Origin of the sequence: Sphaerobacter thermophilus DSM 20745 (assembly GCF_000024985.1) — a bacterium.
Classification (GTDB): Bacteria; Chloroflexota; Chloroflexia; order Thermomicrobiales; family Thermomicrobiaceae; genus Sphaerobacter; species Sphaerobacter thermophilus.
On record NC_013523.1, the window covers coordinates 1,463,594 to 1,487,464 of the forward strand.

Consider the following 23,871-nt stretch of genomic DNA (forward strand, 5'->3'; position numbering starts at 1 on the left):
GCCGTTGCTACGCCTTCGGACCGCCCTCCGGCAGCTCAGCCTCGTCGATCAGCATGATGGGAATGCCGTCCTCGATGCGGTAGCGCCGCCCGCACGTGTCGCAGACCAGGCGATCCCCTTCGAGGCGCACCGCCGTCTTGCACAGCGGACAGGCCAGGATCTCCAGCAGGTCATCGCTGATCGGCTTCGCTCCGCTCGACTCCACGGCGCCCTTCCTTTCCGCCCACCGGCTCCGTCCCCGTCGAACCCATCTTACCAGGGGCCAGCCCGATCTCCGCCATCGACCTGGCCACCGAGGCGACGAGGCGGGTATCCGCCCCGATCCCCAGGTCTACCAGCGCTTGCGCCACCGCGCCCGCCAGGGGATCGGTCCTGGTCGGCGGCTCGGTTGCGGGCAGGTCGATCTGCTCCGGTTCCGTGCCCCCAGGCGGGACCGGCACCGGCCGGCCGATCGCCGCTTCGATCGCGGCCGCATACCCGCGCGCCGCAGCCGCCAGGCTGTGCTCTCGGGCCACGAAGTCCCGCGCAAGACGCCCCACCCGCTCCCGCAGCTCCGGCTGCTCAGCCAGCGCCCGCAGCAGCGCGAAGACCGTCTCCTGCTCCAGCACGTCCGGCGGCACTTTGACCACCGCGCCATCGGGGATCTCGGCGAACGACCCTCCGTCGGTCACCAGCACCGGCCGGCCGGCGCCCATCGTGCGCAGCAGGCTGGCCGAGGTTTCGCCGGCGGTCGGCCAGCGGAGGTTCACGCACACATCCGACGCGGCGACCACCAGCCGAGCCGTGGCGTCGTCCACGTAGCCAAGGTGATCTGCCGCCTGCTCCAGTCCGAACATGCCGATCAGCCGCTCCAGCGGCACCATGTGCGACACGTTCCCCGCCAACACCAGCCGAGCCGGGACGAACTCCCGCAGGCGCCGGACGGCCTGCATCACAACATCGAGCCGCTTGTATGGGTTGATGAAGGTCACCGATCCGACGACAAACTGGTCCTCCGGTAGCGACAGTCGCCGCCGTGCCTCCTCGCGCGGGATCTCCGGCGGGAGCGGCACCCCCATCGGAATGCGCAGCACCTGCGCGTCCGGGCACCAACTAAGCACCTGCGCCCGGCTGTACTCGCTGTGCACCGCGACGACCCGCGAGGCCTCGATCAACTCCTCCGACAGCGGGAACTGGAACAGCGCCGAGGGCATCTGTCCCCGCAGCACCCGCGTGGCCGCTTCCCACCCGGCCCGGCCGTAACGCCGTTCCATCTCCGCCCGGTAGCGCGGCGCGCCGCGGCCGCGCAAGAGCATCCCGACCCGCAGGTGGTGGAGCACGGTGTCGTGCAGGACCAGCACCCCCGGGACCTCGCGCGCGAGGTCGTACATGTAGGCGTGGTAGGGGTTGTTCCCCATCTGGTAGACGACGACGTCATACGGCCGCAACCGGTGCGCCGCGCGGAATTCGCGCGCCATCCGGACCCGCAGGGTGTCCGACTCCCGGAGGTGCGTCGGGCGGTAGCCGTCGACGTACACGTCGATCTGCCAGGCGCGCGCCAGCACCGGCAGCAGGTCTTCGCTGTACTGCGAAATGCCCGACTCGACCGGTCGGAGCGGGGTGAACCAGGCGAGCCGCAGCGCGGAATCAGCCATGTCCCAGGAGCCTCGCCACGACGCGGTCCCAGCGGAGCCCGGCCACCCGCTCCTGGCCCGCCGCGCCGAGCCGCCGAGCCAGCGCCTCGTCCGCCATCAGCCGGGATAGGATAGGCGCGGTGGAGCAGGGTTCGGCGTTCGCACTCACCAGGCCGGTCACGCCGTCCTCGACGAACTCCAGCACGCCGCCCGCGTCCGCCACCGTCACCACCGGCTTGCCGGCCGTCAGCGCCTCAACCGCCGCCAGACCGAAATCCTCATCCACCGGGCTGTAGAACACGGCCCGCGCCTCGTTGTACAGTCGGACCAGCTCGGAATCGCTCACGCGCCCGGTGAACGTGACCCGCCCGCTTAACCCGAGGCTGGCGGCTCGTTCCCGGAGCGAGCCGGCCTCCGGACCATCCCCGGCGATCACGGCGCGGAAGTCCCCACCAGCCTCCGCCATCGCCTCCAGCAGCAGCTCGACCCGCTTGGCCCGGTCCAGCCGCGAGACGCTGAGGATGTAGTCGCCGTACGCGACCGGTTCCAGGCCCTCAAGGCGAATCGGCACGTGCAACGGCTCAGCCTCAAGCCCGATCGAGCGCTTCAGGCGTGCAGCGACGTTCCCCGAAATCGCGAAGCGGGCCACGCACTCCCCCAGCCCCCGGCGATCGATCTCGGCGATCCGACGCCGCAGAGCGACATCCTCGGCGCTGTTCGTGAAATCGCTCAGCGGCGTGCCGAACCAGTCGTACGCCTGCCGGTGCTGGTGAACAACCCAGGCGATCTTGCGCGGGTGCCGCACGGCCCAGGTCGGGAACTTGGTGCAGATCACCGCGTCCACCGGCATGCCGTTGGCCTCGGTCAAGTCGAGCAGCCGCCAGGCCAGTGCCGACTTGAGGATCTCCTCCTTGGGATACCACTTGAAGGGAAGCGCCACAACGTCCACCCGATGCCCGGCCGCGACCAGCGCCTCGCGAAGCCCGTCGACCAGCACCTCCGCCCCGCCCCGGACGAACGGCACCTGCGTGGCACAGATGATCACATTCATCGCTCGCGCGGCTCCTCGCCCTCGCGCGCTTCCAGCCGCCGCAGGAGCTCCTGCTGACGAGCGTCAAGGGTGGAGAGCGCCCGGACCACGGCATCGTTGAAGGCGTTCTGCTGCTCCACGATGGGGTTGATGTACCAGCGCAGGCAGAGCCGCATGGCCCGCTTCGCGAGCGCGATCCACCGGCCCACGATCGGCGTCTCCCACGTCACGGGCAGGTGGGCCGAAATGCGCGCCAGATCGGCCGCCTCGGTGATGGGTGACCCGGTCCCCAGCGGCGGCACCTCGGACGCGCTCAGGTAACCCGAACGCCGCCGCACCTCGCTGCGGATCGCCTCGATCGCCGCGGCCACCTCGTCGACATCGTCGCGCGTCACATCGGGCGTCGTCATCTCCCCTCCCCGCTCACGGCCGCAACCGGATCGGCCGGCGTGCCCAGCACCTGCGCGTACACTCCCCGGATGCGCTGGTACCACGCGGCTTCGTCCACCACTTTGTTCCGACCCGCCGCGGCGAGCCGCGCCGCCAGCGCCGGGTCGGCGGTCAAGGACCGAATCGCGTCCGCCAGCGCGGCCACATCTCCGAAGGGTACCAGCAGGCCATCCCGCTCGTGGTCCACCACTGCCGGGATCGCCCCAGCCCGCGCGCCGATCACCGGCTTGCCATTGGCCCACGCCTCCAGGAACACGATCCCGAAGGACTCGGTCCGGGACGGCAGCGCCACCACGTCCGCCGCAGCCAGCAGGTCGCGCTTGTCCTCATCAGAGACGAACCCCAGCACGTGCAAGTTGCGGCGCGCCGCAGCGGGCAGGCCCGCGACGAAGCGCTCGAACTCGCTCATGACCGGACCGGCAAAGACAACGGACACAGGCCAGCCCGCGCGATCCAGCGCTCCTGCAGCCTCCGCCAGGTGAAACGACCCCTTGTCGAACGCCGCGGCCCCCAGCGCCAGCACCATCGGGCCGTCGATCCCGAGCCTCTGCCGCGCCCGGGCCGCATCCCCTCCGGTGACCGCCGGCACGTCCAGCCCCGCGCCCACGACGTGGACGCGGTCCGGCGCAACGCCGCGGGCGATGAGATAGTCGGCCTCGATCGTGGTCAGCGACATCACGCCGTCCGCCCGGCACAGCAGTGCCATCTGGTGCGGCATCGTGTAGTAACGCCTGACCCGTGACGAGGGCCCCTCCCCCAGGTGCAGGAACGGCGTCACCAGGTGCGGCGCATCCACCGTTCGCGCCAGCCGCTCGGCGCCCGCAATCATCGACTCAAAGGCGATGTTCGCCGAGTGCACCACGTCCGGTCGCCACGAGGGATCGGGCAGCCACTCCGAAACCGGCGGCAGCCACGGTCCGAATCGCCCCGCCGCCTGCAGGAGCCGCACCTGTCCCCGGAACCGCCAGCGCGCCGACTCGGCCATCAGCCGGCGGATCGCGCGGTGCGTGAGTCGCGGAGCCGGGAGGTGCCGCAAGCGCAGGCGCCGAATGCGCACGCCTGCGTGACAACCCTGCACCTCCTCGACACGCCGCTTGGTAGGATCCCAGAAGTACTCGAGGTCCCAGGCATCGGTCGTCACGACCTGGACCTCGGCACAGTCTGCGGCGAAGCGCTCCGAGAAGGCCTGGAAGTATCGCTCGGAACCGCCCTGGAATGGGTAGTAGCGTTGGATCACATGCAGGAGACGCATCGACGACTGACCTACGACGCCCGGTCGAGGGCATCGAGCTGCTCCTGCGCCCGCTCCGCATAGACCGAATCGGGCGCCACCTCGATGACGCGCTCATACTGCGCGCGAGCCTCGCTCTCTCGCGGCGGGTCACTCTCCTGATAGAGCTGGCCAAGGAGGAAGATCGGCTCCGGGTTCGTCGGCGCGAGCTCAATCGCCTTCTTGAACTGGATCTCCGCGTCGAGGCGATATCCTCCTTGCATGAGCGTCCGCCCGAAGGCGACCCGTAGCCCCACGTCGTCCGGCCGGGCCTGCACCGCCTTCTCGTACCACTGGACCGCCTCGGACGCCCGGCCGGTGTTGGCCAGCAAGTCCGCCAGGACGAGCATGGCGTTCACGTCGTCGGGGTTCTCCTGGAGGCGAGCCCGCATCTCCGCTTCCTGCGCTCCGGGCGTGACCGCGATCTGCGGCTGGAGAAAATCATTGGCGTCGGAGCCGCGCGAGGTGAACAGGTCGAGCACCACCACCTCGATGAGGGTGATGACCAGCACGGCGCTGATTGTGACCGCGAGGGCAACAAAGAGCCGAGAGTGGCGGCGGCTTGGCGCACGCTCCCCCCGATCGTCGACTGGACGTCGGCCTCGATTACGCGTCCGTGAGGTCATCGATGCCCTGCCTCCATCTGCCCGGCACGCGCACCCGGCGCGCTCCCGCCGGTTGCTGCTCGGGCTCCTCGTAAGAATACGAACCGGCGCGGCACGCGGCCAGCAGTGCGGTCCACGCCTCGGTGCCAAGTCCCCGGCTTGAACCCGTTCCCCCTTATGTGCTATCCTAATACACGCCGCGAGGGGATTCGCCCAAGCGGCAACAAGCGGAATATGCGCCCGTAGCTCAGTGGATAGAGCGTTTGGTTGCGGACCAAAAGGTCGGGGGTTCAAGTCCCTCCGGGCGTACCGCCCCGAAGTGCAGGGCCTGACCAGCGCCCTGCACTCCTTGCGTTCGGGGCTTGACATGGAGAGGTGTCCGAGTGGTTGAAGGTGCCGCTCTCGAAAAGCGGTAGGGTGAATAGCCCTCGTGGGTTCGAATCCCACCCTCTCCGCCTCTTGGAAGGGTCGCATAGTCTGGCCGAGTGCGCGCGACTGGAAATCGCGTAGGCGTGATGAGCGCCTCGAGGGTTCGAATCCCTCCCCTTCCGCCAGAAATCCGCATCTAGACGCGAGAATCGGGGGTCGCGATACGGGGTTGAGTTCCCGTTGACGACCCCCGAAACCTTTTCTCAACGGCCCCAGATTGCTACACGCTCTGCTATCGAGGTAGAAAGGGGGCAGTGCGGTTCCGAAGCGTGGCTAAAGAGTCGTAGGCGTTCATCGACCACTGCCTGAAGGCTGAGGACGCAGGACACGCTGTTGGTGTTGGCACTAACAATTGGTCTGCGCCTTGTCGGCGTCAGAATGGCCCCGCTCCCGCGCGTGCGCTGACCCCTGGCGCGGTGCAGGAGCCCACCAAGATCTCCGCCGATCCCCCGCCTGGCCGGCTGACTGCCAAAGGGCATGGAGCGAACCGCGCCCCAGGGTACCTTCCCCCAAGAAGTCAAGCGACGCCTGAAGCCGGTGTCGAAGCATGGTGGAACCTTCGTGGAACCTTCACGTCGTAGACAATCGGGTGTGATAAGGCTGACTGGAGTTGCTAGGCCGGGGGAACGGATAAAGTCGCGGCGTCTGATGCGTCTGGTCGTGGGTTTGCTCCTGCTGATGCCTGCTCTGCCGTCGACACACACCGTACACGCCGTGGACAGCTCGACGCCTGAGGAGGCACTGCCCGACGAGACCGAGTTCCATGCGCCGTGGTCACGGTACGACACCCCGGTAGCCACGGGACGTGTGTCGCGCACCTGGACTTGGGGCGGCGAGGTCACCGACACCCCGATCGTTGAACGCTACGAAGAGGGCCCCGTCGATATCGGCATTCCTGAGCCTGGCTCCCGCTGGGTGCAGTACGTTGACAAGGGACGGATGGAGGCGAACCCCCGCTGGAACCCGGGGGCGGGGTGATACCGAGTGGCGCATCACCACAGGCCTTCTTGCCACGGAACTGCTCACCGGACGTCTGCAACTCGGCGACTTCACGTTTGAGCACCGCGAACCTGCCGACATCCCGGTGGCGGGTGATGGACGATGCTCCCTATGAAGACGGCGAGCCCGTGTCGTGGTACCTGGTGAAGATTAGTGACCCGAGCAACCCTCACATGACAATGATTAGCGGCACCCCTGACCAGGCACAAGGCGTCACCGCCGTCGATGTCGGAGCCCCAACCCACCATACCGTCGCTTCGGTCTTCTGGGAGTTCATGAACAGTCGGGGAACCCTGTATGACGAGGCCGCGGACCAGTATGTTGACGACAGGCTCTGGGCGAACCCCTTCTATGCCACCGGATATCCGATCACGGATGCCTATTGGATCAACACCTGGGTGACCGGCGAGTATACGCGAGTGCTGGTACAGTGCTTTGAGCGGCGGTGTCTGACTTACACCCCGTCTAATCCCGACGGCCGAAAGGTTGAAATGGGGAACATCGGCCAACACTATTATTACTGGCGTTACGGTGAAAAGCCGTGGGAAGCCGTAACGGACCCGAATGGATAACGGCGCCCCTCGATCCCACGACGCGAGGCAACCGAGCATGGACCGCCGCGGACGGGCATAGCTAGGCGACGTGCCGCCGGCGGTTCAATTCCCAGCCACAGGTCACATTCCGGTCTCAGAGACGCCCTCCGACATTATGTTCAGCTAGGCCGCATCGGAGATGCGGTGCCACCCGCGCCGCGAGCCGTCCGTGCGCCGGCGCCCGTGAGACGGTCCGGCCCGTCACGGCCACATCGTCGCGGTTGTGCAGAGCATCCGCCCCAGCACGTCCCGCTCGACGGACCGTAACCGCGACCTGAGGGTGTTGACACACGACCCTTCCGGGGCATGCCCCATGCTCCCTATAGCCTCATCCATTGGCTCGTCGGAGCCACAGAGACAGGTAGTCGGAGTCCGGCTGGACTCATTCATCCCAGGATGCGGTGGCCGACGCCGGGTCACGATCCGTGAGGACGTGATCCTGGATACGGTGCGCCGCTCCTCCGACCGCCCGACGTCCACGACCGGGAGATACCGCCCACATGGGACGAAGCCTCCGTTTCGTGGTGGTCATCATCCTCGTGGCGGTCCTGCTCCGACCGGGGCCGAGCGCCAAGGCGGCGATCGGTATCCCCTTCGGCGCCGACCTCATCGCGCCCGGCTCCAACCGCTGGGACGACGTTGAACGTGGCCTCTTCCGCCGGATGCGCGGGAACATCGCGCGGTTCCGGATCCCGGTAGGGTTTGGCGGCTCCCCCAGCCAGGTTGAGGAGCTCATCGATGACGGGGCACGTACCGTGATCCTGACGACCGAGGACTGCGACTTCACTCCGGATCGCACGCGGGCCGACCTCGTGGGCCGAGGCTTTTACAGCGTCGTCGAGCGCCACCCGGAGGTTCAGTTCTTCATCGAGGTCAGTAACGAGACGAACATCTGCGGGATGGACCCGTACCGCGCGCGGTTCTGGATGCTGGAGACGCGCGAAGAGTTGCGGGATCTGGATCGGCCGAACTTCGGCTGGATGGCGTCGATGCCGACCGTGCTCCGCGACGCCGAGATCATCCTGTCGCGCCAGGACGACGGTGCCGTCGGTGATGTCTACGACGCAATCGCGGTGCACCACTACGGCGACTATAACGTCTGGCCGCTCGAGGACCACTACGAATGGGTGGACGTCACCAACCTCGTGCTCACCCAGACGTCGTTGCCGCTATACGTCACCGAGATCGGGATCAACGATCCCGCCACACCCAAGCCCGAGAAAGCCCGGCGCATCCTCGAGGCCGTGGCGCAGATGCCGGACCGGATCAGAGGAGTGATGGTCTTCGCCATCACGGAACCGCAGGACAACCGATGGCCCCAGTACACCGTCGACGGCGCCATGGCCGACGTCTTCGCCTCCCGCCCCGACGCTCCGGAGGACGGCTCTCGGGCGCCGTTACCTGAGCCCAGACACGCGCCATCCTCGGGCCCGCCACCTGTCCAACGCGCCCCCAGACGCACAGGTGCCCGCCCGTAACGCCGGGCTGCGGGCTCCGCAGCGACAGGGTCGGGCAGGGGACATTCCCGGCGGCACTGACTAACCGCTCTCCCGGGCGCGTCAGCACCGGCCGAGCGCCTGAAGCGCCTGGTCCACGAAGCGCTTGTGTCGCGCCCGCATGGTCTGCTCGGTCTGCGGGTCCAGGCCCCATTGCGAGAGCTTGCCCGCAGGGCGGAGGGCCGCGATCAGATCCCAGTAAGGTAAGCAGGACACGTCGACGTGGGGCATTAATGCCCGGTATCGCCGGGTGAAGGCGTGCATGGCGCTGGAGCCGTACGCCCACAGGATCTCCAGCCGCGCATTGCCGAGGTCCGCCAGCGGATCACCCGGCGCGACATCCTCCCAGTCGATCACGGCCACGAGCCGATCATCGCGCCACAAGGTGTTGCCGGGCCAGTAGTCCCCGTGCAGAAGCACCGGCTGATTCCGCTGGGGCAGCGGCCAGACGGCTTCCAGCACGTCACGGATCCGGGGCTCGTCCAGTGAGTCATCGAGCGTGGCAGGCCGTCGGGCGAGCATTTCCGCGACGGTGCGCTCCTGGCTGGGCAGGAAGGAGAGATCGGCCGCCGCGACGTCCACCGAGTGGATCCTGGCAAGCGTCTCAGCCAGTGGTGGGAGGGCACGATCCAGATCAGCCGATGCCAGCCCGGTCTGCCCGTCGACGTAGTCGATGACGATGAGCGGCGTTCCGAGCAGTGCGCCGGTCTGGTCAAGGTAGTAGGGTTCGGGAGCGGGTACCCCTGCCGATCGCACGACCTGGAGCACGCGGAACTCGTGGGCTGCCACATCCGGGTTACGGTGGAGATCCCCAGCACCGTACTCCTTCACGACCAGGCGCTGGGACTGTCCGTCCGGATAGCGCACCCCGACTACGGTCACCCGCGCGGAGACACCGCCCGGTAACGCCTCCACGCTGCACAGCTCGGCTCCCGGAACGACGTGCTCCACCAGACGGGAAAATCGATCGTGATCGACCCCATGACGCATGGCGCAAGCATATCGTAAAATCCCTAACGGCGGCCGGCACGCTCGGGTTCCTTTGACCGCGCACGGGCCTACACGTCTCCGTGCCCACCCGAGGCCCGACCGAGCCAGATGGCCTCGTCCGTGCGTTCCAACCGTTATGTCGATCTCAGATCGGCTCCGGCCGCGTCTCGGCTGCGACAGTCGATTACCGTGCAGCGGGTGTCTGCACGTTCGGAAGACGAGCACGACACCCAGGTGTAGTGGGGTGCTCCGCGCGCGGTTCGAGCGTACCCGGCAGAGGTTAGCCGCAGGTGGTGGAGGTGACGATGCCCGAGGAGTTCCGAGTGCTGGCGCCCCTCATCGTCGCCGCCCTCGGGACGTTCGCGGTCGCTACCCTGGGCGCTGTCCGCCCGCGGCTCGCACCGCCTCTCGCGGTGGCGACCGCAGCCCTGGCTTTGGCGACCACGCTCCTGATGCCTGCCGGGGGGCGGGTCGATCTCGCCTGGGCACCCACCTGGGACCTCCGCCTCACCTTCGCGGCCGACGGCCCGGCTAAGCTCTACGCGCTGCTGGCAACCGGAGTCGGCCTGGCCGTCCTGACCTACGCCGCGGGCTACATGCCCCGGCACGCGGCCCACGAGGGTCACCTACTGTCCCGCACCGTCCGGCTCTACAGTCTCATCCTTCTGTTCATGACCGCGATGCTGGGCCTCGTCCTGGCCCAGGATCTCATCGTCCTGATCATCTTCTGGGATCTGACGGCCATCACGTCGTACTACCTGATCGGCTACGAGCAGGAGCAGGAAGCGTCCCGGCGGGCAGCGATGACTGCGCTGCTCGTAACCGGGATCAGCGCGATCCTGCTCATCCTGGCCGGGGTTCTGCTCTACACGCGCTTCGGCACCGCGCAGCTCCCAGACATCCTGGCGCAAGCTCAAGCCGGGCCGTTCGTGACCGCGACCGGAGCGCTCATCGCGATCGCCGCGCTCGCAAAGAGCGCCCAGGTTCCGATGCACTTCTGGCTCCCGCAGGCGATGGTCGCGCCGACGCCCGTCTCCTCCTACCTCCACTCGGCAGCCATGGTCGCAGCCGGGGTATTCCTGCTCGGCCGGGTCCACCCGCTCCTCGACCTGAGTCCCGGCCTACAGAACGTCCTCATAGCCCTTGGCTTCGCTTCCATGGCGATCGGCGGAGTGCTGGCGCTGGCCCAGATGGAGATCAAACGGCTGCTGGCCTACTCAACCATCGCTCAGTACGGGTACGTCGTGGTGATGCTGAGCCTCGGCGCGGTGGAAGGGGCGGCCTTCTACATCCTCGCCCACGCCCTCATCAAGAGTGCCCTCTTTATGAGCGCAGGCGCGGTGACCGAGGCGACCGGAGAGACCGATCTCACGAGGCTCGGCGGTCTCGCTCGGTCGCTGCCGCTGCTGGCCGTCGGGAGCGGGCTGGCCGCAGCCGGGCTGGCAGCGCTGCCGCTCACGATGGGGTTCTTCAAGGATGAAGTGTTCTTCGCCGCGGCCGCGGAGCGCGGCGGGGTGGTGCCCGTGCTCGCCGTCGCGGGCGCCGTCCTAAGTTTCGCCTACACCTGGCGCTTCTGGGGCAACATCTTCCTGGGTCCACTTCGGAACCGGGTGGAGCGCATCCCCTGGACACTGACGCTTCCGGTGCTCGCGCTCGGTGTGCTGGTCGGGCTCGGCGGGATCGTGCCGGGTCCGGCAGCGAGCCTCGCCGCGGATGCTGGAGAGGCGATGGCCGGACGGGCCACGCCGCTGCAACTCGCCTACCACTTCGACCTGCGCGCGCCCAACCTGATGGCAGTGATCACTTGGGTGCTCGGGGTCGTGGCCATTCTGACCGCGCCGCGCTGGGCCACGATTCCGCGCGCAGTGGCGAGGACCGGGGATCGGTACGGCCCCGACCGTGGTCTGTTCACGGCGATCATCAGGCTCACCACGTTCTCGCGCCGAACGCGCGCCTTCCTTGAGGTGCGGAATCTCCAGTGGCGTATCGCCACCGTTCTCGTCGCGACCGCCGTGCTGGTCGGCGTGACCATTGTCTTCGCGCCGCCCTGGCCGACCTTCCGCGTCGGACGACTCCCCACGAGCGACTGGCCACTCTTCCTCTTTCTGGTACTTGCGGCCCTCTCGGCTCTGGTCGCAACGCGCAGCGCCGGTCGCCTGACCCTGGTGCTTTCCCTTTCGGCAGTGGGGTACTCGCTCGCGGCGGTCTTCACCTTCATCGGTGCACCGGACGTGGCGCTGGTCGCCCTGTTGATCGAGACGATGATGACACTGCTCCTGCTGGCGGTGCTCGGGCTGCTCCCGATCGAGCTAGCACGTGCTCCGGCTGAGCGCGAGCCACACCCCGGGCGTCGCCGCGCAGTGGGCTTTATCACGACCGGCTTCGTCTTCGTGATCTGCTGGGGCGTCCTGTCGTGGCCCGCGCCGGACGCGACGATGGCCCGCGCACACCTGGAACTCTCCCCAGCCGCCCACGCAGCGGATGTCGTCACCGCCATCCTGGCTGACTTCCGCGGGCTCGACACGCTCGGTGAGATCACCGTGATCGCCGTCGCGCTCCTCGGCGCGCTCACCTTCTTTGCCTCGAGGAGATCGGCATGAGCATGAGCACCATCCTGACCAAAGTCATCTCCCGGTTGATCTTCCTCCCGACGTTCGTGACTGCGGTCGCCATCCTGGTCAAGGGATACTTCGGAGCGGGCGACGGATTCAGCGCCGGAGTGATTGCGGGCACCGGGGTCGTCATCCAGTTCCTGGCCTTCGGCCCGCGCGAGTTGTTTGCGCGCTACCCCAGCCTGCGCCGGGCACCCCTCCTCGCCTGGAGCGGGCTCCTGCTTGGGCTGGCCACCGCGTTCGCGCCAGTCCTCTGGGGCGACCCGATCATGACCCACTATCCACGACCGGGGGAAGAGGTGCCTCACCTGGGCCTGCTGGCATTCCACACGGCCGTCTTGTTTGACGCGGCGGTCTTCTTGCTCGTCTTCGGGATGATCGTGTCGGTCCTCGGGGCAATCGGGAATCGCTACGGGAGCGAGGGAGTGGACTCGTGATTCTGGGACTGGCGTTGGTGATATCCATCCTCTTCGGCTGTGGCGCGTTCCTGTTGCTCAAGCGCGACCTGATCCGAATGGCAGGCGGCGTCATCCTCATCTCGAACGCCGCGAACCTCTTCATCGTCGCGGCCGGGCTCAGCCGCGGCCGCGAGCCGATCTACCCGCTACCCCCCGGTGAGCGAATCAGCGATCCGGTGGTGCAGGCACTGGTTCTCACCGCGATTGTGATCGGGTTCGGAACGGTGGCCGTCCTCCTGGGCTTGATCTACCGAACGTACACAGCACGAATCGCCAGAGCGGTGGACCAGGGCGAAGAAACGGAAGGGACGCCGGTGTCGATGCCGCCGGAAGATAGGGTGGCCGACTGATGCTGCTCCTCCTGCCGCTGGCGATCACCTGGTTCGGAGCGGTGGCCCTCGCGCCGTTCGACGGCCGACGGCGCGCCGTCGGCGCCGTGGCGGTCGGCGTCATGGTCGCCGCGTTCATCGCGCTGGTTCGGCTGGGGATCGAGGTCTGGACCTCGGGACCGGTCGAGATGGTCGCGGGCGACTGGCCGGCGGGGATCGGGATCCGCCTTCGCGCTGACGCACTGGGGATCGCCTTCTCGTTGATCTCACTCGGCGTGCTGCTGGCTGCGCTGGCCTACGAGGTTCTGGGTGGCGTTCACGAGCGCTCGCTCCCGAGCCTGGTCCTCTTCATGAGCACTGGCCTGACCGGCGTCTTTCTGACCGCCGACATCTTCAACTTCTACGTCTTCTTTGAGATCGCCATGATCTCGTCGTTCGTCCTGGCTACCTACGGCGCGCAGGTCGGGCACCTCCGGGCGGCACTGACCTTCATGGTCGTCAACCTGCTCGGCTCCGTCGTCTTCCTGGCCGGGGTCGCCTCCCTCTACCATGTCACCGGCACCCTGGACATGATGGGCGTGGCTGACCGGGTCGACGGGGCACCGGCCGGGTCCGTGCTGCTGATCGCGGTCCTCATCTTCGTGGCGTTCGGCCTGAAGCTCGGGCTGTTCCCATTCCACTCCTGGGTGCCCCTCGTCTACCGCGACACCTGGCCCGCGGTGGCCGCCATGTTGAGCGCCGCGCTGGCCAACATCGGGAGCTACGGCCTGCTGCGCTTCGGTGCCGGCCTCATGCCGCGCGAGTTGAGTCTCACCGCCGGCGGCCTGATCGTTATCGGCAGCCTCAGCATCATCTACGGCGCCGTGCAGGCGATCAGCCCACGGACCGCCAGCGAGGTCATCGCCTGGTCCTCGATCGGACAGGTCGGCTATATCCTGGTCGCACTCGGGGTCGGTGGCCCGGTTGGGCTGGCGGCAGCCGTGCTGTACTCCATCATCAATTCGCTCAACAAACTGGTCCTCTTCCTGGCGGTCGGACTGCGTGGCTGGCTGGTGGGAGCCGCATTCGCCCTCGCTGCCTTCAGCGTCGCCGGGGTACCCCCATCCGCCGGGTTCTTCGGCAAGGTCGCCATCTTCCGGGCGGGCGCGGATGCGGACAGCACGGCGCTGCTGGCGCTCGTGTTCGTCGGCGGCGCGCTCTCGCTCATCTACCTGTTCCGCATCTACCAGCGCGACTACTGGGCGCGAAACCACGCCACGCCGCCGAGCCCGCTCGGCGCCCGGGTCCTCGTCCTGGCCCTGGCCTGCGGAATCGTGTTTATCGGGCTCTGGCCTGAGCCGCTGCTGGCACTCAGTGCCAGCGCGGCCGCAGCGTTGACGGGCGGTGGGTCATGAGCCTCTTCATCCTACGCCTCGTGCTGCTGTGCGGAATCTATCTGCTTGCGCTGGGCCGGGTGAGCCTGGGCGACGTGCTCGTCGGCCTGATCATCTCGGCTACGCTGCTGCTGTTGCTCGACCACCGGAGCCAGCCGGTACAGGATCCTCCCCTCGGACGGCGGCTAATCGGCTTCGTCCCGTTTTTCCTGGCTGCCTTCTTGGACGTCGTCCTCCGGACCTGGGACGTCGCGATGATTGTCCTCGGGCGCCGCCCCGCCGCTCCCGACTATCTCGAGGTGCCCATCGGCCCCCGGACACGGATCGGCGTCGCCGTCACGGGATTGCTTGTCACCCTCGCGCCAGGGTCGGTGCTGGTGGACGTCGACTGGGAGCGCGGCACGATGCTGTTCCACGTGTTTGACGCATCCGAACCAGATGCCTTCCGCGCCTCGTTGGCGCGGTTCTACGAGCGATATCAACGCTGGGTGTTCCCATGACGCCGGGGATCGGGAGAGAGGGACCCGAATGCATGTAGTCGTCTTCTATATCGCGACACTGTGGCTGGCCCTGCTCATCGCGGTAGGCGTCGCCCTCACGCTGCGCGCGCGCACCATCCTGCTCCGCGTACTGGGGCTCGAGCTCGTTACGACGATGCTGGTCGGCCTGCTCGCCCTCTTCGCCGGTGGCCGGGATTCACCGCACTACCTTGATGCGGCGCTGGTGCTGGCACTGCTCTCATTCGTCGGCACGCTCGCGGCGGCACGTTTCGATGCGGAGGGACGGATCTTCTGATGCTCGAGGCAGTGGTCCCCTGGGTAGCTGACGCCCTCGTGCTGCTCGGCCTCCTCATCCTCACGCTCTCCGTCTGGGGCGTGCTGCGGATGCGGAACGTCTATACCAGCCTCCACGCGTCGAGCAAGACGACTGCGCTCGGGCTCGGGCCGCTGCTCATTGCCGCCGGTTTGGAGAACGAGACGATCCTGCTACGCGGCCTGCTTGTCCTGGGTTTTCTCATCCTGACCGCACCCGTCGCCGCCGCCTCCATCGCCCGCGCCTACTGGCGGAAGTACGACCGGGCCACCCGGCCCAACAACGGACAGCCGGAGACACGCGTCGATGCAGCAGCGACTGTTGACCAGCGCGTCGGCAGTCCCGAGTAGGTACGAGCGGGTGCACCGCGCCGGCTGCGGCGCACCCTACTGTCTCGCCGCAGGCCGTGCTTACTCTCCCTCGCCGCGGAGGTGAGGCGTGTAGGTAATCCCGACCAGAAGCCCCTCCGGTCCCAGGAGCCGCGTCACCCGCTGACCCCACGGCTCCAGCCGATCCGCGACCAGCACCTCGTACCCGCGCTCGACGAGTTCATCCGTCGCTGCAGCCACGTCCTCGACATCGAACTCGATCCACCCTCGCGGCACCGGGAAGTCCGCCGGCCAGTCGTCCGTGCCGAAGCACGACTGTGCTGCGGCCGGGAGCGGCCAGACGGCGAAGTGCTTCACCCCGTCGACCTCGTCGCTGGCCAGGTACGACTCGTCACCACTGAGCGGAAGGCCCAGCGTCTCGCTGTAGAATGCGCGTGCCGCTTCCATGTCCGGCGCAATCGGACCGAATCCCGCTACGAAGAGAACCTTCACGGACGCCCACCTCTCAATAAGCTGTAGGGCCAACGCGGGACCTGATGAGAGCATCGTAATGCCCTCGTCAACACCTCTCTCGGGAGCGCACCTGGGTGCGGTGCGAGGCGCGACGGCGTGCAGAAACCGTGGTAGACTGTGCGATCAAAGTCCACTCGCATGGAAATACCGTAGCGAGGAGTAGCCCGATGGCGATTCTGAGCATGAACCCGCTCATTTTCCTGGTGGATGTCGCCGTGGTCGGCTTCGTAGCCGCCGCGGTAGTGCTCGGCATGCGCGCGCTCCGCCGCTAGCCCCGCCGGGCACATCCCGTTTCCACCCCAAGACTACCGCCTGTCCGCCGTTTGAGCCGGACGCTACCCGCGTGCAGTGCTTCCAATTCGATCATGTTCACCTGAATTATTAGCTTGATACAACTGTGTCAGTGCCTCACACTAGTGCCACGTGTGTCCTCCCGCTATGCCTCCACCACGGTCGGCCCGCGCCCGTGCGAGCCGAACCGGGTATCACCCCCTAAGGAGGGACTCCCATGGGCAGCGCCGACCACGCGTCCCACGAGCACCATGGGCCTGGCTACGCCTCGCCGGCCGACGCGATGAAGGCCGGTCCGGAGAAGGAGCTCTACGCCACTGCACTCTACGAGGGTACCGGCATTGAGCACCCCGACTACCTGGCGACGGTTGACGTCGACCCGAACTCGCGCACCTACTCACAGGTGATCCACCGCACCGACATGCCCCACGTCGGCGATGAGTTGCACCACTTCGGCTGGAATGCGTGCAGCTCGTGCCACGCCGACCCCGGTGCGAGCCGCCGCTTCCTGATCGCCCCGGGAACCCTGTCGAGCCGCGTCAATATCCTTGACGCGAGCGACCCGCGGGCGCCGAAGGTCCACAAGGTCATCGAGGGAGAGGAGATCAAGGAGCGTCTCAATCTCTCCGCGCCGCACACAGTCCACTGTCTGCCGGACGGCACAATTATGATCTCGATGCTCGGCGACCGGGACGGCGACGGGCCGGGCGGGTTCCTCCTGCTCGACCAGGACTTCAACATCACCGGCCGCTGGGAGCACGACAGCGGCGCCATGCGCTTCAACTATGACTACTGGCACCAGCCACGCCACAACGTCATGGTCAGCAGTGAGTGGGGCGCGCCGAGCACGTTCCTACCCGGCTTCAACCTTGAGGACGTGACGGCCGGGAAGTACGGTCACGCGATCCACTTCTGGGACTGGGAAAAGCACGACGTCATCAAGACGGTCGACTTGGGTGACGAAGGGCTGATCCCGCTCGAGGTGCGTTTCCTCCACGATCCGGATAGCACTCACGGCTTCGTCGGCGCCGCGCTCAGCAGCACCATGTGGCACTGGGAGCGGAAAGACGGCGACTGGACCGTCGAGAACGTGATCGCGGTTGAACCGGTTGAAGTGGCGGGCTGGCCCTTCCCGGTCCCCAGTCTGATCACCGACCTCCTGGTGTCGATGAACGACCGCTACCTCTACTTCTCCAACTGGCTCCACGGTGATATCCGGCAGTACGACATTAGTGACCCTGCCAAGCCGAGGCTGGCCGGGCAGGTCTGGGTCGGCGGGCTTCTCGGGCGTGCCGAGGAGGTGCAGGGGAACACGCTGCGCGGCGGGCCGCAGATGCTCCAGCTCAGCCTGGACGGCAAGCGGCTCTACGTCACCAACTCGCTCTACAGCACTTGGGACAACCAGTTCTACCCCGACCTCGCCACCGCCGGCTCGCACCTGCTGCAGATCGATTGCGACACCGAGCGGGGCGGCATGCGGATCAACAAGGACTTCTTCGTCGACTTCGGCAAGGAGCCGGCCGGACCCGCCCGTGCGCATGAGATGCGCTATCCCGGCGGCGACTCGACATCGGACATCTGGGTCTAAGAGCCCGAGATGAAACCGCCCCTCTCCCGAGCCGGGAGAGGAGCGGCGCGTGTTCGCCAGTGTTGAGCGGACGTTAGTACGCTCGCGCCCAGATCACCTGCTGCTGCGCGGCTTCGCCGCACACGAGGCAGCGACCGGGCGCCTCCGGCTGGTCGAACGGGATGCAGCGGATCGTGGCCTTGGTCTCGGCCTTGACCCGATCCTCACACTCCTCGCTGCCGCACCAGTAGGCACGGGAGAACCCCGCGTTCGCCGCGACCCGCTCCTTGAGCACGTCGTAGCTGTCGATCTCCACCGTGTTCTCGGCCAGCATCCGCGACGCGGCGGCGAAGAGGTTGGCCTGGATGTCGTCCAGGATCTCCGTGATCCGGCCCGCCAGATCGGTAATGGAGATCGCCTGCTTCTCGTGGGTATCGCGGCGCACCAGCGTGACCTGATCGTTGGCCACGTCGCGCGGGCCGATCTCCAGTCGCACCGGCACGCCCTTGAGTTCCCACTCGTTGAACTTCCAGCCCGGCGTCTTGTCGTCGCGCCGGTCGACGAAGACCCGCGCCACCGGCAGCAGCGCATCGCGCACGCGGTCGACGGCGGCCTCCACCGCCTCGCGCTCCGACTCCTTGCGCCAGATTGGGACGATCACGACCTGGATCGGTGCCACCCGCGGCGGCAGCTTCAAGCCCCGGTCGTCGCCGTGCACCATGATCACCGCGCCGACCATGCGGAAGCTGAGCCCCCAGCTCGTGTTGAAGGCGTAGCGGCGCTCGCCGTTCCGATCCAGAAACTCGATGCCGAAGACGCGGCCGAAGTGGTCGCCCAGGTTGTGCGAGGTTCCGGACTGCAGCGCCCACTTCTTGCCGCCCATCATCGCCTCGATGGTGTAGGTCCGGAGCGCGCCGGCGAACTTCTCCGACTCCGTCTTCCGGCCCGGGATCACCGGAACGGCCAGCTCCGTTTCCACGAAGTCGCGGTAGACCTCGAGCATCAGGCGCGTCCGCTCTTCGGCCTCCTCTAGCGTCGCATGGGCCGTGTGGCCCTCCTGCCAGAGGAACTCCAGCGAGCGGAGGAAGGCGCGGGGACGTTCCTCCCAGCGCACCACGCTGTTCCACTGGTTGATGAGAATCGGCAGGTCGCGGTACGACTGGACCCAGCGCGCGTACATCGGGCAGATGATCGCCTCAGAGGTCGGGCGCACCGCCCACGGCTCTTCCAGCTCCTTGTTGCCGCCGCGCGTTACCCACGCGACCTCCGGCGCGAAGCCCTCCACGTGCTCGGCCTCTCGTGCCAGCATGCTCTGCGGGATGAAGAGCGGGAAGTAGGCGTTCTGGACGCCCGTCTCCTTGATCCGCCGGTCGAGCTCCGCCTGCATGTTCTCCCACAGGGCGAAGCCGTAGGGCCGCACCACGCGCGTGCCCCGCACCGGCGACTCGTCAGCCAGCTCCGCCCGGCGGACGACCTCGACGTACCAGCGGTCGAAATCGTCCTCCACGTCGCTCAGTTCCTCGACGTACTTTCGTTCGTCGCTCATCGGTGGTCCCCTATCCTCCCACGCTCATACGATCATCACGCGGCTCACAGCCACACGTCCACATGCAGGGGCCTTTCCCCTGCTGGGAGGCGCGGGGATGCCACCCCAGCCGCCCCCCAACCGGGGGAGCGGCGCCGGGCACCATGCTGCGTTCCGGGTGCGGAAGAGCCCGTCTCCGCGTCCACTTCGCCGATGCATCACTGCACTCTGTGTAGAATGCCGAAGAGTCCGCTCTCCGGCCGGCCGACTCCAGCGTGGCATTATAGCAGTCGCCGCAGCCCGGCCGGCCCATCGACCGTCACGGCCGTTGGTCCCGACCGTGCGTGCCACGATCGGACGTCGACAGCGGGTGGCGGTGATGGGGACGGAACGCAAGGCAGGGGAGAGTCGCTATGGCAGTCGAGGGACGGAAGCGGATTGCGGTCCTCACCGGCGGGGGAGACGCCCCCGGTCTCAACGCGGTGATTCGGGCAGTCACCAAGGCGGCCATCCTCGACCACGGGTGGTCGGTGATCGGGTTCCGCGACGGCTTCGAGGGGGTCATCCACGACCGCTGGGTCGAACTCACGCTCGATGGTGTGCGCGGCATCCTGCCACGAGGCGGCACGATCCTTGGCGCTTCGAACCGGTGCAACCCCTTCTCCTACGCTGCGCCCGGTGACGAAGCGCCCCGCGACTACAGCAGCGAGGTCCTGCGGCGAGTCGAGCAGCACGGCATCGACGCGCTGGTGGTCATCGGCGGCGACGGCACCCTGACCGTCTCACACCACCTCCATACCATGGGTGCCCCGGTCGTCGGCGTGCCCAAGACGATCGACAACGACGTGCGCGGCACCGAGGTCACCTTCGGCTTCGACACAGCGGTCAACACGGTCACCGACGCCATCGACAAGCTGCACACCACGGCCGAGAGCCACCACCGGGTCATGATCGTGGAGGTCATGGGCCGCACCACCGGCTGGATCGCCCTCCACTCTGGCCTGGCCGGTGGCGGCGACGTGATCCTGATCCCGGAGATCCCATTCAAGCTCGACGCCATCCGGGCAACGATCCGGCGACGCCAGGCGCTCGGCCGCCACTTCACTATCATCGTCGTGGCCGAAGGCGCGAAGCCGGAGGGCGGCGAGGCGATCTACGAAAAGGTCGGGCATCTCCCCTACGAGCGCCGCTACGGTGGCATCGGCGAGTGGCTGCGCCGCGAGTTGGCCGCCACGATCACGCAGGAGGTGCGCTCGGTGGTGCTTGGTCACCTCCAGCGGGGCGGCAGCCCAACCGCACGCGACCGGGTCCTCGGCTCGGTGCTCGGGGCCGCCGCGGTGGATCTGATCGCGGAAGGCGCGCTGGGGTACATGGTCGGCGTCAGCGGTGATCTGGCCGGGCAGCGCCCGTACTCCGTGGTCTCCGTACCGCTCTCGGAGCCGAGCCGTGGGCCGCGGCACGTCCCGGTCGACCACTCGGCCGTACGAACCGCGCGCGAGATCGGGATCTCCTTCGGCGATGTAATGCCGGAGGAGTGAGTCAGACAGGAGCGTGCATGACGGAAACGCTGCCGCCGGGGAAGCTCCCGCAGGAGCTCCTGGCGTCGCTGCTCGCTTCGCTCGAGTCGGACCCGTCGGTGGTGGTCGGCCCGGGCATCGGTCGAGACGCCGCCGTGGTGCGCTTCGCCGACCGTCTGCTGGTGCTGAAGACCGACCCCATCACCTTCGCCACCGATGAAATCGGGTGGTACGCCGCACACGTCAACGCCAACGACATCGCCTGCATGGGCGCCACACCGCGCTGGATGCTGGTCACTACCCTGCTCCCGGAGCACAGCACGACCCCGGCGCTCGTCGAACGTATCTTCGCCGGGCTGCGTGAGGGCTGCGAATCGGTCGGCGTCAGTCTTGTCGGCGGCCACACCGAGATCACGACCGGGCTTGACCGGCCGATCGTCGTCGGGCTGATGGCCGGGGAGGCGCAGCCGGAGGATCTTATCGACCCGTGTAGCGCCAAACCAGGCGACACCATCATCCTGGCACGGGGGATCGCCATCGAAGGTACCGCGATCCTCGCACGCGAGATGACGGAGACACTTGCCGGCCAGGTTGACCGGGACGTCCTCGAGCGCGCATCCCGGTTCCTCCACGACCCCGGCCTGAGCGTCGTCCCGGCCGCCCGGGTCCTGCGCGAGGCCCTCGGGTCACAGCTCCATGCACTGCATGATCCGACGGAAGGCGGGCTGGCGACCGGTCTGCGCGAACTGGGTGCTGCAACCGGGCTGGGACTAGCCGTCGAGGGCGATGCCATCCCCGTCTACCCCGAGACGCGCGTCCTCTGCGAGGTCTTCGGACTCGATCCGCTCGGGCTCATCGCCTCCGGCGCGCTCCTCGCCGTGGTCGCGCCGGAGGGTGTTTCGACCGCGCTCGCCGCGCTCCAGGAGGCCGGGATCCCTGCCGCCGCCATCGGCCGGCTCACGGCCGACCCGCACGAGGCAACACTGACCACGCGCGGGACCACAGGACCACTGCCGAGCTTCGCGGTGGACGAAATCGCTCGCCTCTTCGCCGAGCAATGAAACGACCCCGCGGCCGAGTGAGCCGCGGGGTCGCGATACTCCTGACGGTTATTGCTGCCTACAGCTTGGGCATGTCGCGCAGCGCCTCGTAGGCCGGCCGAGGTGACCAGTCGGCGTTGAGGACGCTCCACGGATGCTTCTCATCCTCCGGTGGCGTGATCACGGAATAGTTCAGGTTCCAGACGAACATGCCGCGCGCCCACGGCCAGTTCTCCTGAGCCCACTGGAAGGCCCCGACCAGGTAGTCGGCCTGGTCCTGCTCACTCACGTCGGCACCGTACTCGTACCCCGGCGCCTGATTGGCCGTCGTCCAGCCGAACTCAGTGATCCACACCGGCCGGGTATCGCCGTACTTGGCCATCACCTCATGAAGTTGCTCGGCGCGCCGGAAGTAGAAGCTGGGATGGTCCGCCCAGTTCCCCTCACCGGGGTTGTCGGGCAACATCTTGTCCGGCGAGTGGTTGGTCGCGTTGACGTGCGCCCCGAGCACGTCGAAGTACATCGCGTAGCGGCCGTTTTCAAGGCTGTAGAAGGACTCCAGATACGCCACGTCGTCGATGGCCACGCTGGGGTCGTTCACCCCGGTGGGCGTCAGGCCGCCGAAGAGGATGACCGCGCTGCGGTCAACCGACTTGGCCGCCTGGTACGCCGCCTCGAGCATCTTGGCGTAGTCTTCGACCCGAACCGTGCCACCGACCTCATGCGCCAGGTTTTGCTCGTTCCAGATCTCCCAAGCGTCGATCTTGCCCTGATAGCGGCCGACCACGAACTGCACGAACTCGGCGAAGTCGTTGTAGTCGCGCAGGAACTGCTGGCCGCTCGGGTCAATCGCCCACTCCGGGGCCTTCACAAGCGTCGCGAGGACATTGACGCCACGGGCCTCGAACTGCTCGACAATGCGGTCGATTGGGAGCGGGTCCCACTGGCCCTTGGCCCGCTCAAACTGACTCCACTCGATCTGGATGCGGACCCAGTCGAACCCGGCCCCGGTCACCATGTCGATGACCTGTTCATTGAACTCCGCGCCCTGATCGTCGCCGCGGGCGAAGACGTTGAAACCGTAGATGTAGTTCCTGCTGCCGGTCTCACCGGACGGCGCCCCGTCGCTCGGCGTCTCCGTCGGCGTCTCGCCCGCTGTCGGGCTCTCCTGAGCGGTGCTCGTGCTCTCACCCGCCGGGGTCGGCGTGGACGAACCCCCACCGCAGGCGATCACCAGCGTGGCGATCAGAGCCAGCAGCACAAAGATTGCGATTCGTCTCATAACTCGTCTGGAACCCTTCCCTGTCGTCGATTCGCGGGGCGAACCCGTGCCAGCGGGCCCGCCACCGTCCCCTCCGTATGACGAACGAGGATCCGTTCGGTCCCTCGCCCAACCGTGGCCCGCGCACCGGACTTGCGCGTCTTCCCGCGTGTAGTATGCTCGGATGGATACGGGCGAGGTCTGTTCCGGGAGGAGTCGAGCACCCAGTGGCCTTTGAGCATCACGAGTTCGAGCTGCTCACCGTGTTGGTCGCCGAGGCCATCGGCGAGCCGGGCCACCGCCGTTTCCGGCTTATCGCCGGGACCGAGGGCGACCTTGTCTCGCTCTGGATGGAGAAGGAACAACTCCGCGCACTCGGCCTCGCCGTCGAGCAACTGATCGAGCAGTTGGGCACCGCCGGTTACCCCGTCGACGACCTTCAACCGGACCCGGCGCCGCTGAACGGGGACGTTCCTCCCACGGCGCCGGAGTATGTCGTGAGCAAGATGGCCATCGGCTACGACGACGAGCGGCATCAACTGGCGATCTTCGCCCACGACATCGAGCAGGACGACGACGACGCCCCCGTCTTCGCCGGGCGAGCCACTCTGCCCGCCGCAATGGCGCTTGCGGAGGAGATAGCCCGCGTGGTCGCCGCTGGGCGACCACGGTGCCCGCGCTGCGGCGCACCGATCGGTCCCGAGGGGCACGTCTGCCCGCACAACAACGGGCACCTCCCCTGGTCCCCCGAGTGAGCGCGGTCTGACC

General features: G+C 67.5%; 24 protein-coding genes and 3 tRNA genes. 17 read left to right on the plus strand and 10 right to left on the minus strand.

Translation table 11 applies throughout. The features are described from left to right. Nucleotides 1-7: 7 nt before the first annotated feature. From STHE_RS06660 to STHE_RS06685, 6 genes are read right to left on the minus strand one after another with little or no spacing between them, the layout of a single operon-like run. Nucleotides 8-205 (minus strand): Trm112 family protein, encoded by a 198-nt coding sequence (locus STHE_RS06660; protein ID WP_012871804.1) that lies wholly within the window; start codon nt 203-205, stop codon nt 8-10. Further along, nucleotides 171-1,634 carry a glycosyltransferase family 4 protein gene (locus STHE_RS06665; RefSeq protein ID WP_012871805.1) on the minus strand — a complete coding sequence of 488 codons (1,464 nt, stop codon included), beginning with the start codon at nt 1,632-1,634 and terminating at the stop codon, nt 171-173. The genes STHE_RS06660 and STHE_RS06665 overlap by 35 nt, the downstream gene beginning before the upstream one ends. Continuing rightward, complete coding sequence (locus STHE_RS06670; RefSeq protein WP_012871806.1) at nt 1,627-2,664, minus strand: glycosyltransferase family 4 protein; 1,038 nt, start codon at nt 2,662-2,664, stop codon at nt 1,627-1,629. Before STHE_RS06670 ends, STHE_RS06665 begins: the two co-directional genes overlap by 8 nt. Continuing rightward, the gene (locus tag STHE_RS06675) at nt 2,661-3,053 is read right to left on the minus strand and encodes a hypothetical protein (RefSeq protein WP_012871807.1); all 393 of its coding nucleotides are present in this window, start codon (nt 3,051-3,053) and stop codon (nt 2,661-2,663) included. The genes STHE_RS06670 and STHE_RS06675 overlap by 4 nt, the downstream gene beginning before the upstream one ends. After that, nucleotides 3,050-4,345: a glycosyltransferase family 4 protein gene (locus STHE_RS06680; RefSeq protein WP_012871808.1), complete on the minus strand. Its 1,296-nt coding sequence runs from the start codon at nt 4,343-4,345 to the stop codon at nt 3,050-3,052. Before STHE_RS06680 ends, STHE_RS06675 begins: the two co-directional genes overlap by 4 nt. A gap of 11 nt (nt 4,346-4,356) precedes the next feature. After that, the gene (locus tag STHE_RS06685) at nt 4,357-4,989 is read right to left on the minus strand and encodes a tetratricopeptide repeat protein (protein ID WP_012871809.1); all 633 of its coding nucleotides are present in this window, start codon (nt 4,987-4,989) and stop codon (nt 4,357-4,359) included. A gap of 215 nt (nt 4,990-5,204) precedes the next feature. Between STHE_RS06685 and STHE_RS06690 the strand changes: the two genes are divergently transcribed. From STHE_RS06690 to STHE_RS06715, 6 genes are all read left to right on the plus strand, one after another. Further along, a tRNA-Arg gene (locus tag STHE_RS06690) sits at nt 5,205-5,277 on the plus strand. A gap of 60 nt (nt 5,278-5,337) precedes the next feature. Next, nucleotides 5,338-5,423, plus strand: a tRNA-Ser gene (locus STHE_RS06695). 6 nt (nt 5,424-5,429) lie between these two features. After that, nucleotides 5,430-5,522: transfer RNA gene (locus STHE_RS06700), tRNA-Ser, on the plus strand. A gap of 523 nt (nt 5,523-6,045) precedes the next feature. Beyond that, complete coding sequence (locus STHE_RS06705) at nt 6,046-6,375, plus strand: hypothetical protein (protein ID WP_012871810.1); 330 nt, start codon at nt 6,046-6,048, stop codon at nt 6,373-6,375. 77 nt (nt 6,376-6,452) lie between these two features. Further along, nucleotides 6,453-6,968 carry a hypothetical protein gene (locus STHE_RS06710; protein ID WP_148219923.1) on the plus strand — a complete coding sequence of 172 codons (516 nt, stop codon included), beginning with the start codon at nt 6,453-6,455 and terminating at the stop codon, nt 6,966-6,968. A 521-nt stretch (nt 6,969-7,489) separates the two neighbouring features. Beyond that, nucleotides 7,490-8,467: a hypothetical protein gene (locus tag STHE_RS06715; protein WP_012871812.1), complete on the plus strand. Its 978-nt coding sequence runs from the start codon at nt 7,490-7,492 to the stop codon at nt 8,465-8,467. A gap of 81 nt (nt 8,468-8,548) precedes the next feature. Here the strand turns inward: STHE_RS06715 and STHE_RS06720 are convergent, their stop codons facing one another. Then, nucleotides 8,549-9,436: a phosphotransferase family protein gene (locus STHE_RS06720; protein ID WP_217155793.1), complete on the minus strand. Its 888-nt coding sequence runs from the start codon at nt 9,434-9,436 to the stop codon at nt 8,549-8,551. 344 nt (nt 9,437-9,780) lie between these two features. Between STHE_RS06720 and mbhE the strand changes: the two genes are divergently transcribed. Genes mbhE through STHE_RS06755 form a run of 7 tightly spaced genes read left to right on the plus strand, consistent with a single transcriptional unit; the run spans nt 9,781 to nt 15,410 of the window. Beyond that, nucleotides 9,781-12,075, plus strand: coding sequence for a hydrogen gas-evolving membrane-bound hydrogenase subunit E (gene mbhE, locus STHE_RS06725; RefSeq protein WP_012871814.1), 2,295 nt, complete (start codon nt 9,781-9,783; stop codon nt 12,073-12,075). Then, complete coding sequence (locus tag STHE_RS06730; RefSeq protein WP_012871815.1) at nt 12,072-12,524, plus strand: MnhB domain-containing protein; 453 nt, start codon at nt 12,072-12,074, stop codon at nt 12,522-12,524. The genes mbhE and STHE_RS06730 overlap by 4 nt, the downstream gene beginning before the upstream one ends. Then, nucleotides 12,521-12,895, plus strand: a complete 375-nt coding sequence (locus tag STHE_RS06735) for a Na+/H+ antiporter subunit C (RefSeq protein ID WP_012871816.1) — start codon at nt 12,521-12,523, stop codon at nt 12,893-12,895. The genes STHE_RS06730 and STHE_RS06735 overlap by 4 nt, the downstream gene beginning before the upstream one ends. Next, entirely contained in the window at nt 12,895-14,268 is a 1,374-nt protein-coding gene (locus STHE_RS06740; RefSeq protein WP_012871817.1) for a complex I subunit 5 family protein, read from the plus strand. The genes STHE_RS06735 and STHE_RS06740 overlap by 1 nt, the downstream gene beginning before the upstream one ends. Beyond that, nucleotides 14,265-14,747, plus strand: a complete 483-nt coding sequence (locus tag STHE_RS06745; RefSeq protein WP_012871818.1) for a Na+/H+ antiporter subunit E — start codon at nt 14,265-14,267, stop codon at nt 14,745-14,747. Before STHE_RS06740 ends, STHE_RS06745 begins: the two co-directional genes overlap by 4 nt. 28 nt (nt 14,748-14,775) lie before the next feature. Next, complete coding sequence (locus STHE_RS06750) at nt 14,776-15,042, plus strand: MrpF/PhaF family protein (RefSeq protein WP_012871819.1); 267 nt, start codon at nt 14,776-14,778, stop codon at nt 15,040-15,042. Next, the gene (locus tag STHE_RS06755; protein ID WP_012871820.1) at nt 15,042-15,410 is read left to right on the plus strand and encodes a cation:proton antiporter; all 369 of its coding nucleotides are present in this window, start codon (nt 15,042-15,044) and stop codon (nt 15,408-15,410) included. Before STHE_RS06750 ends, STHE_RS06755 begins: the two co-directional genes overlap by 1 nt. A 60-nt stretch (nt 15,411-15,470) precedes the next feature. Here the strand turns inward: STHE_RS06755 and STHE_RS06760 are convergent, their stop codons facing one another. Next, nucleotides 15,471-15,935, minus strand: coding sequence for a VOC family protein (locus STHE_RS06760; protein ID WP_012871821.1), 465 nt, complete (start codon nt 15,933-15,935; stop codon nt 15,471-15,473). A gap of 475 nt (nt 15,936-16,410) precedes the next feature. On the opposite strand from STHE_RS06760, the gene STHE_RS06765 reads away from it, so the two are divergent. Continuing rightward, nucleotides 16,411-17,781 (plus strand): selenium-binding family protein, encoded by a 1,371-nt coding sequence (locus tag STHE_RS06765; RefSeq protein ID WP_012871823.1) that lies wholly within the window; start codon nt 16,411-16,413, stop codon nt 17,779-17,781. A gap of 73 nt (nt 17,782-17,854) precedes the next feature. On the opposite strand, the gene proS is transcribed toward STHE_RS06765, so the two are convergent. Then, nucleotides 17,855-19,306 carry a proline--tRNA ligase gene (gene proS, locus STHE_RS06770; RefSeq protein ID WP_012871824.1) on the minus strand — a complete coding sequence of 484 codons (1,452 nt, stop codon included), beginning with the start codon at nt 19,304-19,306 and terminating at the stop codon, nt 17,855-17,857. Nucleotides 19,307-19,698: 392 nt separating this feature from the next. Here proS and STHE_RS06775 point away from each other — a divergent pair, with 392 nt between their 5' ends. Together STHE_RS06775 and STHE_RS06780 are read left to right on the plus strand one after the other, a co-directional pair. After that, the gene (locus STHE_RS06775) at nt 19,699-20,823 is read left to right on the plus strand and encodes a 6-phosphofructokinase (RefSeq protein WP_012871825.1); all 1,125 of its coding nucleotides are present in this window, start codon (nt 19,699-19,701) and stop codon (nt 20,821-20,823) included. A 17-nt stretch (nt 20,824-20,840) separates the two neighbouring features. Next, nucleotides 20,841-21,863 (plus strand): AIR synthase family protein, encoded by a 1,023-nt coding sequence (locus STHE_RS06780; protein ID WP_012871826.1) that lies wholly within the window; start codon nt 20,841-20,843, stop codon nt 21,861-21,863. 58 nt (nt 21,864-21,921) lie between these two features. Here the strand turns inward: STHE_RS06780 and STHE_RS06785 are convergent, their stop codons facing one another. Further along, complete coding sequence (locus tag STHE_RS06785; RefSeq protein WP_012871827.1) at nt 21,922-23,124, minus strand: glycoside hydrolase 5 family protein; 1,203 nt, start codon at nt 23,122-23,124, stop codon at nt 21,922-21,924. Nucleotides 23,125-23,330: 206 nt separating this feature from the next. Between STHE_RS06785 and STHE_RS06790 the strand changes: the two genes are divergently transcribed. Beyond that, a complete protein-coding gene (locus STHE_RS06790; RefSeq protein WP_012871828.1) occupies nt 23,331-23,858 on the plus strand; it encodes a DUF3090 domain-containing protein in 528 nt (175 codons plus the stop codon). The last annotated feature ends 13 nt before the right edge of the window (nt 23,859-23,871 follow it).